The following is an 11,498-nucleotide window of genomic DNA, read 5'->3' on the forward strand; positions in this document are numbered from 1 at the left end:
ATTTACGGACGAAGAATACCCGATGCGCGACAATTCACTGAAATATAAGATAATCTTTAATGATTTAAGAAATAAAATCATCACTGGTTATTATGGAATCAATCAGCAATTGCCGCTTGAAAAAGAGCTGGGCGACTTATACTGCGCCAGCCGTATCACCGTAAAAAAAGCCATGGATTTGCTGGTTAACGATGGCTTAATCATAAAACGCCGCGGCGTCGGTTCATTTGTTAAAGGTGCCGCCTCGCTGGTCGCCAGCGCGCCTGCGGCATCAAAACCCTTTGGCTTCACCGCCGCGCATCAGGACGACGCCGTATCGTCAAAGCTCATCGAATTTTGCGTGGCGCATCCACAGCCTGAAACCATAAAAAATCTCTATCTTGAGGAGACGGATTTTGTTTATCACTTTAGCCGCGTTCGCTATATCGATAAACAGCCGTGGTGTATTGAATACACCGAAATTCCCATCAAGATCATTCCCGGTATTCGTATTGATAATCTGATGGACTCCATTTATCAGCATATTGAAGTCGAAACCCATTTCCGCATTCAGAGCCAACATCAGGTTATTCGCGCCTGTCGGGCAAATCAGCTCGAAGTGGAAAACCTGGAGATAAATATCGTCGATCCGATAATGGAAATTGAGCAGGTAACTTATCTTGATAACGGTCTGCCGTTTGAGTACAGCATCATCCATTATCGTCATGACCGCTACGAATTACAAAACGTAAATATTAACAGTTAAAAGAGCAGGCCCGCATCAGACCTGCTCCATCAGGAGGCTATTTCAGCACGTAGCCATACAGCCGTTTGATGCCGTCAGCGTCGGTTTCGCTGTAGACGCCCTGCAATTCCGGCGAGAAGCCCGGCAGCAAATTAACACCCTCTTCCAGCGCCAGAAAATAACGCTGTACCGCCCCGCCCCAGATTTCACCGGGCACCACGCACAGTACGCCCGGCGGGTACGGCAGCGCGCCTTCTGCCGCAATGCGCCCTTCGGCCTCGCTCAGACGCACCAGCTCGACGTTACCACGAATAAACTCGCTGTTCGCTTCCTGCGCGCCCATTGCCACGGTTGGCAGGCTCTCTTTGCGGAACATCGCTTTTTGCAGATCTTTGACGTTAAAACTGACGTACAGATCGTGCATCTCCTGGCACAGCTCGCGTAGCGTATAGTCGCGGTAGCGCACCGGGTATTTGTTATAGATGGTCGGCAGGACGTCGGCCAGCGGCGTGTTGTCTTCAATATGGTGTTCGAACTGCGCCAGCATCGCCACCAGCTGCGCCATTTTCTCCGCGCTTTCGGCAGGCGTCAGCAGGAACAGTATCGAGTTGAGATCGCATTTTTCCGGCACGATCCCGTTCTCGCGCAGATAGTGCGCCAGAATAGTCGCCGGCACGCCAAACCCGGTATACTCGCCATTTTCGGCATTAATACCTGGCGTGGTGAGCAACAGCTTACAGGGATCGACAAAATACTGCTCACGGGCGTAGCCCTCAAAACCGTGCCACACGGCCCCCGGCTCGAAGCTAAAGAAGCGGCGTTCGCTGGCAATCACCTCCGTGGGATGTTCCTGCCATGCACGCCCGTCCACTTCCGGCGGAATAAAGGGCCTGAGCATTTTACACTGCGCAATAATCGCTTTCCTTGCCTCGATGCCAAGCGCCACGCACTCCGCCCACAGACGACGCCCGCTCTCCCCTTCGTGGATTTTGGCATTCACATCCAGCGCTGCGAACAGCGGGTAAAACGGGCTGGTCGAGGCGTGCAGCATGAACGCATTGTTCAGGCGCTTATGCGGGCAAAAACGCGCCTGGCCGCGTAGATGGTTATCTTTTTTGTGGATTTGCGAGGTCTGAGAGAATCCGGCTTGCTGTTTATGAACCGACTGAGTCACAAAAATCCCTGGATCGTTTTCATTCAGCTCCAACAGCAGCGGCGAGGTTTCGGCCATCATCGGGATAAACTGCTCGTAGCCGACCCACGCCGAGTCAAAGAGGATGTAATCACACAGATGGCCGATTTTATCGACCACCTGCCGCGCGTTGTAGATGGTGCCGTCGTAGGTACCAAGCTGGATCACCGCCAGACGGAACGGACGCGGCTGGTCGGCTTTTTCCGGCGCAACTTCACGGATCAGCTCACGCAGGTAGCCATCATTGAAACAGCGCTCGTCGATACCACCAATAAAGCCGAACGGATTACGCGCGGCTTCCAGATACACCGGCGTTGCGCCTGCCTGGATCAGCGCGCCGTGATGGTTCGACTTATGATTATTGCGGTCGAAAAGCACCAGATCGCCGCGAGTCAACAGCGCATTAGTTACTACTTTGTTCGCGGCCGACGTCCCGTTAAGCACAAAGTAGGTTTTGTCCGCATGGAACACTTTGGCGGCAAATTTCTGCGCGTGCTTAGCCGATCCTTCGTGGATCAATAAATCGCCCAGCTTAACGTCCGCATTGCACATATCGGCGCGAAACACGTTCTCGCCAAAAAAGTCAAAGAACTGCCGCCCGGCGGGATGCTTTTTAAAAAACGCGCCGTGCTGGTGGCCCGGACAGGCAAAGGTGCTGTTATTCATCGCTACGTACTGGCTGAGCGTATCAAAGAACGGCGGCAATAGATTTTCTTCGTAGCGTAACGCCGCCGCTTCCACCTCAAGCCACTCCTGCGCGCTGCCGGTAATCGCCGCCACTACGCCGTCGGGAAGCTGGTCTTCCTCAGAGAATAAAAATACCGGCAGTTGAAAGCCTGTGCGTTTTAACAGCGCCAGAATGCCGCTGCGACTGTCTGCCGGAGTAATGACGACTGCCGCCACATCGGTGAAATCGGTACTGTCCAGCGTCACGACATCACGTGAGGTGGAGAGCGTGGAGACCAGCGCGGCGCTGGCGGCAATTTTCATTGTGTTCATAGGCGTAAATAACCCTTTCGGGAGAATAAAAACTCCGGATAAGGCTCTGGCCTTATCCAACGAAACGTCAGGGTCTGACTGGTAACCAGCTCCGACCGCCAGACATCAGTAAAAACAGATCGCGTCTGATTTTACTGTTGTCCTACAGCGAGCGTGCGTTGACCTCACCGCATGGTGAGCAGGCGAACGGATGGGATGGCACGGGGAAGCCCTCGCGTCGGCACGCGATGACTCAGGCGAGGTAGCGACAGTAATGTCATCTCAGGCAGCCCCGTAAGAAGATGGAGAAAATTCGCGCAATCATGGCACCTTTCCCTGACAGGTGCAACACTCCGCCGAGCTTAAAAAGACAACGTAAGGCAATAATTCTTTTAACCGTCTGGCTAACATATTACCCTCTGAGCTATCGATTTTACGCTTCGCGCCAGCCGGAGATGACGGTTAAGCTCTCCGGGAGACTATGCACTTTCATCGCATAGTTAAGCGATATGTTTGTGAGGATACAGTATGCTAATCGGACCTTTTATCAATGCCAGCGCCGTGCTGGTCGGCGGCGCGCTGGGTGCGCTTCTCAGCCATCGCCTGCCGGAACGCGTGCGCGTTTCCATGCCTTCAGCCTTCGGGTTGTGCTCGCTGGGTATAGGAATTTTACTGACGATAAAATGCGTTAACCTGCCAGTGATGGTGCTGGCGACGCTGGTCGGCACGCTAATCGGCGAGATCTGCTATGTAGAGAAAGGGATCAGCGGTGCGATTAACGGCCTGCGGAAAATAGCGCAGAAGAAAAAGCCCGAGTTACAGGCCAGCGGTGCCCATGAGACTTTTGTCAACAGCCTCGTGGCGCTGATCATCCTGTTCTGCGCCAGCGGTACCGGTATTTTTGGTGCGATGCACGAAGGCATGACGGGCGATTCGAGCATTCTGATCGCAAAATCTTTCCTCGATTTCTTCACCGCAGTGATTTTCGCCACCTCGCTGGGGATTGCCGTATCGGCTATCTCCGTCCCCATGCTGGCGATCCAGCTTTTGCTTGCCAGCTGCGCCACGCTCATTTTGCCGCTCACTACGCCCGCGATGATGGGCGATTTTTCCGCGGTGGGCGGCGTCCTGTTGCTGGCCACCGGCTTGCGCATTTGCGGCATTAAGATGTTCGCCGTCGCCAATATGCTCCCGGCGCTGATTATCTCCATGCCGCTCTCCGCGCTGTGGACAACATTATTCGCCTGAAAGCGGCTGCATTCTCGCCAATGTGCTGGCATAATGTGCAGTTCGCAGCGGATTTGATAATTTTCATTGACGCCGCAGGGGGATTACGGTTTAATGCGCCCCGTTGCCCGGATAGCTCAGTCGGTAGAGCAGGGGATTGAAAATCCCCGTGTCGGTGGTTCGATTCCGCCTCCGGGCACCACTATTCGAAGCACGCTGGTCAGAGGTGAGAAAACTGACGGGCGTTTAACGGGAGTGGTACTTGTTGATGTTGATCCTCACATCAGCATACATCAAGAAGTTACCCTCTCGATTAGGGAGCCTGCTGACACAGGCTCCCTTTTCTCGATCACTGTGAATAATTACAATGACGTGACTGAATGTCAACCATTGTAAAACATCTCTTCAGCCTTATCGGTGTAAAGTGCCATTTCCTTTTCCAGCGCCTGGCTCACAATATCCATACTGATATCAACATATTCCATTGTTGTACTCACGTTGCGGTGCCCCAGCAATCCCTTAACCAGCTGCAGGTTTCGTTCAGGCGAGCTCATCAGTGTCGTGGCAAGGGTGTGCCTGAACCGGTGGGGAGAAACATCAAATCCGCACTCTTTTGACAGTCTACGAAAAAAAGAGCGTAACGGTTGCAGCGATGGTTTTTCCGAAAGAGACGCCCTTTCTGCAGGCGAAGAGACAAACCGCTCATAGTGAAAAAGCGCATCATTATTGCCGGCACCGCAGTCCCTTGCACGCTGAAGCAATGCTTCCAGTCTCGGTCGTAAATGACTGACAACGGGAACCCGCCATTCCCGGTACGTTTTACTGCCTTCCGCTCTTAATTCAATCCACCCATCGTCAAGAGACACATCTTTTAGACGTATATGGAGCAGTTGATTTTGCCGCATACCAGTGTAACGCAAGGTGTCCAGGACAGTCAGCCAGTACCATACTGGCCTCAGAGCGCATTTAGATTCGGTTCTGGGCTCAGAAGCAAATTGCTGCATAGTTAGCCAGATTTTTGTCATCTGGTTTTTTGTTAGCGTTTTTTTACGCTTCTTGTCCTGTTTGACCGATACGCCATTGAAGGGATTTTTACTTAAGTTCGTCAGTTGAGAAGTGATGGCAAAATTATACAGGGCACGCATATGGCTGACCTTATTGTTCCAGGTATGTGCAGAAAGGCACTGCTTCTTGAGCACATGCCTTCGCCACTCAAGCACATCGCGACTGGTTATGCCGTAAGGCGGACAGGCTTCCCCGATATGCTTCCTGAAACCACGAACAACCTTCTTATAACTCCACTCGGTATCTTCGCGCAGCGATTTACAGAAAAAGTACTCATCCATAAGTTCCTGCCAGAGCCAGTCAGCACTATTTTCGTTCATTTTTTCCATTCCTCTCTTAGTAACAGTAACGCACCAGATGTCAGACCGACGTTGTGCTCAGGGGAACAAAATGAACTGACTGTCCTGAGGGATGGTCTTTCTGTATACCCGCCTGCTTTTCACCAGGTAGCCTTTTACCCGTTTGAACCTCCCGGACTTGTCGGGTGTATCGTAAAGCTGAGCAAAATAAAATCTCCTGTTATCACGACGCTTATGCAGGTTAAGTCGCTCAAAAGAAGCCTGAATGCTTTCCCGTTGAATAGTCGAACCAGTGGCCTTAAGGTAGTCGAAAAAGATACCGGGGACGGGTAAAAAGACATAGCCGGCAATAACATGGATTTTGTCTGCTTTACCATTAAAACTAATATCTCCCCGATTGAGTCCCTCCCGGAGCCAGTCAAAAAACTGTTCTCCTTCCGCTACGTCAGTACCGGAGACTGCTACGGGTACGGAATCTGATCTTTCATCACATTTGTTAACAATTGCAACCTGAGAATAGTCCGAGTTTCCTTTTGCAGACGGTTCCTTTTCATTTGCGGGGTCTTCTATCTTTTCAAGGGGTTCTGACGATTGCTGTTCCTCTGCAATCACAACGGACACGCCTGCCTGTACCCTGGCCAGTAAGCCATGCAGTGGCGTTATATAAAACCGGTGATAAACATCCGCCGGAAGTGAGCTGTTTTCCCATATTTGTTGCAGGCAGGTTTTTCTCAACGGGCTACAGCACAGCGTATCGACCGTACGCGGAGCGTGGTAGCCGGCAGGTGTGAAAGCGGATACATGACGTGCTGGTTCCGGTTCACCTTTTGAAAACAGAAACCTCAGAGTCCTGATTCTGTCGCGCATGATTTTCTCCTGGTATAGGGCTGCCCAGTGTTGTGACACTCCCCGCGCTTCACCATAAAAAACCAGTTACTCATTCTCAGAAGTTTTTCCCGTTTCTTCGTGGCTGTCGGCACTCTCTCCATTTCCGGACGGTACGGTTTCGTACGTCGTCTCGCGGTTTTTCCCGCCTTCATCGCTCAGCCAGCGCATCAACTCGTTAAGCACGAGCGTTCTTCTGGCCCGGGTGACAGCCACGTACAGCAGGTTGGTCTCATCCTGCCGCTCATCCTGCGAAAGAAGCGGGTCGGTAATGTCGGTAAAATCCTCACTCAGCATCACCACCGGCCATTCGAGCCCCTTGCTGCGGTGTGCGGTTGAAACCGTGACCTGAGCCTCTTTTTCATGAGTGACGACCTGACGGCGCATAATGGCCAGCTTTTGAGGGAGCGGGAAAAAGTCATCGAGCAGGCGAATAGCCTGGTTCATCTCCACGTCCTGCGTGGCTTTGGCTATCGAGCAGTACTCGTCAAAATCCCGGTAGTCCCGGCTGAAGCGCGGGGACTGCATCTTTTCAGGCATATCGGCGGAGAACCAGTACAGATCCTCAAGCTCTTCGGTCTTGTAGCCTTCAATCCCGCCGACCCAGAAGACCTTTTTCTCCATGAGACTTGCCGTTAAAGCACTCCCAATCACACCGGATACCGTCCGGCTCAGTACAGCAATGTGCTCAGTTCCCTCCGGAATTCGGGTCACCACACTGTCTTCCCCCCCGTTGCCTGTTACCTGTTTATCTTCACCGGCACGGTCCAGCAGGATGTTGGCCATACGCGCGACCTCAGGGCCAAAACGAAAACTCGCCGTCAGCCACAATTTGTCTGCCTGCGCCAGCTGAGGGGCATTGAGCGCGTTATCCGCCCCGCGAAAGCGGTAAATCTGCTGGTAGCGGTCGCCGACCAGGATGACCCGGCAGGGCTGATTCAGTACAAACGCACTGGTCACCGGGTTAGCGTCCTGCGCCTCATCGAAAAGGATGGTATCCCAGCGTGTTGATAAATCAGGATGTGAAAGCTGGAAAAGTTTAAGGTAGGTGTCGTGCGTGACGGGAAAGGTTGAATCAGTACGGCTCATTTCATACCAGAGGATTTGGATTGCCCCCAGAATTTTACCGGCATCGAGACCGTGGCGATCATCCTCAGACGGCAGATGTATCAGCCCCGGCTCAGTATCTGCACTGCAGAGGAACATGTTCAGCCCGCTTAGCGCCAGCCGCGCCAGCGGCCAGTGGCGGGTATTGAGCTTGCGGGCCACATCCGTAATGCGCAGACTGGCTGTCAGCCGGTCACGGAAATGCCTGCCGAAACGGGCCCATGCCAGCTGATGCGACGTTTTACACTCTACGTTATAGGGGAATTTGCGTTCAGCCTCATCCCGCACAGCGCGATTATAGGCAAGGTAAAGCATCTTACTTTCCGGGTTGGCTTCAGCGTAGTTCACTAACGTGGAGGTTTTGCCTGTGCCTGCAAACGCATTTACCACAAGATGATTACCCTTCCATTCGATGATGGCGTTTTGTTCGGCTGTTGTTTTCCAGGTCACTGTGTTCTCCCGCAGCAGCAGATGTGAAAAAAAACAGCCTGACAGCGGGAAGAGTTCACTACGATAAAAAACCAGATACCGTGCTTCAGAAATAAAAAACGCTCCCGGGCGGGAGCGTGTGGATGTGATTATGCCGCCTGCAAGTACCGTGGATCCAGACGAACAGGCCAGCCGCCGAGATAGTGCCCGGGGGTATAGAGTATCCGGCGTCGTTCATTCGCCAGGGTATTACCTACCACCACTTCGCCGGCAATCCCGCACAGGGACAGCTGTATGTAAGCCATTCCGGCCGCAAGCGGATCGATATCTGTCGCGGATACCCACAGATACCGGTGCGGTGGCCACCCCGCCTTTTGCAGAACATCAGCAAATGCCAGCACCATGCAGCCGGCACCGCACGCAGGTTCACTCAGGGTGATGAAGGGTTTGTCACGGAACAACGCTTCAGTGTCGCCCAGCTGCATGGCCGCCATCATTCTGGCCACGTCCCAGGGCGTGAAAAACTGCCCCCTGTATTTGTCACCCAGCTCCAGCTGCATAAAGACGCGGCCAAGGAAGTCCCCGGGCGCTTCACCCAGCCCGTTAACAACGTGGGCCAGCAGCTGCGCCATGCGCGTGACGTCCTCCTTTTCGTATCCACCGACTATACGCAGATACTTTTGCTCCTGCGCTTCACTGAAGTGAAGCCGGTTTTCCAGCGCGATGACGCTGCAGCTGATGAAGTCTTCAAACACTTTAAACCGGTGATGATACCGGGCCGTCTGACTGAACAACTTAACAAAGGCTTTTTCGTGGTTAATCATGCCAGGCATGCGTCTTCTCCATAAAAAAAGGGAACACGCACCCTGACCAGGGGACGTGTCCCCTGAGGGTAAAAAGCCACGGCATTGCCGTGGCTGGGTTAACGGAGGAACAGGCTTTTACCCCCGGACCTCACGATAAGATGCTGCTTCCTGAGTCGATAACGCCGGCTCATCGCTGACGAGATAAAGCACCTGACCGGGCTGAGACGCGCCGGCCGCACCTTTGTGTCCGTCGACATGTTCGCCGCCGTCATAGCAGTCGTAACCGCTGAGCCCGCTCACGGGCTCGCTGTAGCTGTGACGCACCTCGCAGTCAAATACCGCAGAAATTTCCCCGACAACCTCACCTGACGGCGGAAGCCAGGGCGTATCCATCTGCAGCGTAAGACTGTTTTCTGGCGGTACTGCGCGACTTTCACCCGGTCAGTCGCTGCGGTGAGCACCTGTATCTGTGTGTCGGTAATCAGGATCCTCAGGTCCGTCCTGCCGGACAGTACAGAGGTGGCTACCGCGTCGCTTATCGACAGTGATTCAATGAAATCATCGCCGCCGGCAAGCAGGCGTGCCGTGTCGTACCAGTCCTCATTTTTCTGAGGGTGACACCCTGTGGCATACGCAATACGCGGCACCGGATCGTTGCCCTGCCAGGCACCGGTGGCCGGCATAAGATAAACACCCTCATCCTTTGCCAGGTGAAGCTGACCTCCCTGCATGCGGGCGGCCAGCAGGACGTTCGTCAGGTCTTTGTTGTCGAAAAAAAGCATGGGGCTCTCCTTTAAAAACGGGAGAGCCGCCCCGTCCGGAGTGATCTCTCCCGACGGGGTTAAAGTCAGTACTGTTTACAGCGCGTCAGTTTTTTCCGCGACCCGCTTCAGTTCATACAGCTGAAATTCAGCCTCCGTAAACGCATTCCAGTCGTCGTTGCTCAGCACACGCTCACCACCGCAGAGCAGCTGCAGCAGCAGGGAATCAAACGCGTCACCACGCACCGGCGTTTTCAGTACCGGCTGAGGCGCGGTCAGCGTCGGCTGCTCAGGCAGGCCGAGATGTCGCTCAATCCAGCGTAACGGTAACGCCCAGCTGCGGCCTTCGTCAGAAGAATGTATCCGAAAGCTGCCCGGACACAGGTTATGCAGCAGGACCATCACAATGCGTGCAAAGAAATCGCAGGGCTGATGCTGAAAATCCAGCTCCTGGATACTCAGCGTATTGCGGTTGCGCTCACGCTCAATCGTCATGTTGACCGGCCAGACACTGCCGCCTGTGTCGCCACAAAACGCCATGACATCAGCAACCGGAAAGAGGTCAGCCGCGCGATTAAGCGACGGCAGATACGTATTCCCCGGACGCAGACGCACCGGCAGTTGCCAGAAAGTTTCTGTGACGGCCAGAACGAAAGCATGCCAGTGTCGCAACGGAACCGTGCTGACGTGCTCGATGGTGTAGACAACCGACATGGAAGCCGGCGAAGAAAACAGGTTTTTCATCGATAAATCCTCCGCGAATAAAAAAGGGGGGATTTATCCCCCGGACGGGAGTAAATCCCCGTCAGGGTGTGTTCTTTCTGCTGGTTACATCCGTTCGAGAGCCGCTATAGCCCGATCACACCGGGCATCCTGGATACCTTCATCCACGGCCTTCTCCCAGAAGGGCCGGTTAATTTCTTTTCCCAGCTCGTCCAGCGTGAAGAGCAAATTTTTAGACGTATCAGGCAAAGGCGGAATATCGCCTTCCCCGAGTAAAAAGACAAACCAGCCATAAGCTGTGCCGGTGCCAATGATGGAATCTTCCAGAAACGTCAGTTCATTCGGTTCATCCCGGTCCGTATGAAGATCGAGACGCTGGAATGCCCTTATGCTCAGAAGTTCACTCTCAAGCAGGCAAAGCCAGCTGAGCGTGTCCAGTGGAGTTTTAAGCGTATAAACGTCTGTGTGCATGGGTATATCCTCAGGTAAATAACGGGATATTCCCTCCGACGGAGAGATATCCCCGTCAGGGTCCACAACATTTTTTGACCGGCGTTCATCAACCGATCAGTTCAGTGCATATGAATCAGATTGCTCCTGATACACATATTCAGGATTAAAGCGCAGGCTTTTCAACGCAGCTACCGACAGTGGATCTACGGAATTTATGCCCGAAACGGCCACGCCATCCAGTATGTCGCCAGCCTCCACCCGGGGAGAATATCCGTAATACTGACACCATACACAGAGTTCGGGGTCAGCCGGATCACAATCACCGAGCGGTGCGACAAAAACCTGTTCGCCACAGGAGACGTTATCTCTGAGGATTTCGCCCGGATGAAAACACCACTTACGGGGCCATACTGAGCGGGACATACATCCCGTCGCGTCTCAGACATCGACAGAATACGGAAAGTGACATCGTGCAGTGCTTCAGTCATGAGAATGCCCTCCGGAAAGAAAACGGTAGCGCAGGTGTGCCAGATGCTGTGCCTGACGGCAAGCATGGCGGTATGCGTTTCGACGACCTGTTATTCCCTCAGGAAAGGAAACCGGCAGGCGGTGAAAAACATACTCGGCGCGGTGGCAACCTGTACGAACGGTAAGAAAGACGTTAACGCCCTGGTCTTTGACAGAAGTGATGTGCGCACGGACGGCATAATTGCCCGAACCGTTGACATACCAGCTGCTGTTGCGATGCAGATAAATGAAAGATTTCAATCTCCGGACAGCTGCGTCAGCAGACTGCTGAAGCTGAGTAAGGAGATGTTCAGGGAAAACCGCAAAAGAGATGACAGACAT

General features: G+C 53.4%; 11 protein-coding genes, 1 tRNA gene and 1 pseudogene. 3 read left to right on the forward strand and 10 right to left on the reverse strand.

Annotated features, from left to right (window positions below):
* Nucleotides 1-22 precede the first annotated feature (22 nt).
* Nucleotides 23-745, forward strand: a complete 723-nt coding sequence (locus INT84_RS20950) for a GntR family transcriptional regulator (RefSeq protein ID WP_194208353.1) — start codon at nt 23-25, stop codon at nt 743-745.
* Between the two features lie 37 nt (nt 746-782).
* Here INT84_RS20950 and INT84_RS20955 read toward each other — a convergent pair whose 3' ends face one another.
* Entirely contained in the window at nt 783-2,915 is a 2,133-nt protein-coding gene (locus tag INT84_RS20955; RefSeq protein ID WP_194208354.1) for an ornithine decarboxylase, read from the reverse strand.
* Nucleotides 2,916-3,422: 507 nt separating this feature from the next.
* On the opposite strand from INT84_RS20955, the gene INT84_RS20960 reads away from it, so the two are divergent.
* On the forward strand, nt 3,423-4,142 hold the full coding sequence (locus tag INT84_RS20960) for a DUF554 domain-containing protein (RefSeq protein WP_194208355.1): 720 nt from the start codon (nt 3,423-3,425) through the stop codon (nt 4,140-4,142).
* A 105-nt stretch (nt 4,143-4,247) separates the two neighbouring features.
* A tRNA-Phe gene (locus INT84_RS20965) sits at nt 4,248-4,323 on the forward strand.
* Between the two features lie 181 nt (nt 4,324-4,504).
* On the opposite strand, the gene INT84_RS20970 is transcribed toward INT84_RS20965, so the two are convergent.
* The 9 genes and pseudogenes from INT84_RS20970 to INT84_RS21010 form a co-directional block, all read right to left on the reverse strand.
* Nucleotides 4,505-5,506: a site-specific integrase gene (locus tag INT84_RS20970; RefSeq protein WP_006781417.1), complete on the reverse strand. Its 1,002-nt coding sequence runs from the start codon at nt 5,504-5,506 to the stop codon at nt 4,505-4,507.
* A gap of 57 nt (nt 5,507-5,563) precedes the next feature.
* Nucleotides 5,564-6,352, reverse strand: coding sequence for a conjugal transfer nickase/helicase domain-containing protein (locus INT84_RS20975; RefSeq protein WP_194208356.1), 789 nt, complete (start codon nt 6,350-6,352; stop codon nt 5,564-5,566).
* 66 nt (nt 6,353-6,418) lie between these two features.
* Entirely contained in the window at nt 6,419-7,927 is a 1,509-nt protein-coding gene (locus tag INT84_RS20980; protein WP_006781413.1) for a UvrD-helicase domain-containing protein, read from the reverse strand.
* A gap of 128 nt (nt 7,928-8,055) precedes the next feature.
* Nucleotides 8,056-8,739 carry an N-6 DNA methylase gene (locus INT84_RS20985; RefSeq protein ID WP_006781411.1) on the reverse strand — a complete coding sequence of 228 codons (684 nt, stop codon included), beginning with the start codon at nt 8,737-8,739 and terminating at the stop codon, nt 8,056-8,058.
* Between the two features lie 108 nt (nt 8,740-8,847).
* A pseudogene (locus tag INT84_RS20990) lies at nt 8,848-9,123 on the reverse strand (hypothetical protein); the annotation flags it as partial.
* Nucleotides 9,009-9,494, reverse strand: coding sequence for a DUF3085 domain-containing protein (locus tag INT84_RS20995; RefSeq protein ID WP_228066377.1), 486 nt, complete (start codon nt 9,492-9,494; stop codon nt 9,009-9,011). The gene INT84_RS20995 and the pseudogene INT84_RS20990, both read right to left, overlap by 115 nt.
* A 75-nt stretch (nt 9,495-9,569) precedes the next feature.
* Nucleotides 9,570-10,217: a hypothetical protein gene (locus tag INT84_RS21000; protein WP_006781402.1), complete on the reverse strand. Its 648-nt coding sequence runs from the start codon at nt 10,215-10,217 to the stop codon at nt 9,570-9,572.
* A gap of 84 nt (nt 10,218-10,301) precedes the next feature.
* The gene (locus INT84_RS21005; protein WP_006781400.1) at nt 10,302-10,667 is read right to left on the reverse strand and encodes a hypothetical protein; all 366 of its coding nucleotides are present in this window, start codon (nt 10,665-10,667) and stop codon (nt 10,302-10,304) included.
* 462 nt (nt 10,668-11,129) lie between these two features.
* Nucleotides 11,130-11,498: a hypothetical protein gene (locus tag INT84_RS21010; RefSeq protein ID WP_154283625.1), complete on the reverse strand. Its 369-nt coding sequence runs from the start codon at nt 11,496-11,498 to the stop codon at nt 11,130-11,132.

Source organism: Superficieibacter sp. 1612_C1 (assembly GCF_015234305.1).
Classification (GTDB): domain Bacteria; phylum Pseudomonadota; class Gammaproteobacteria; order Enterobacterales; family Enterobacteriaceae; genus Superficieibacter.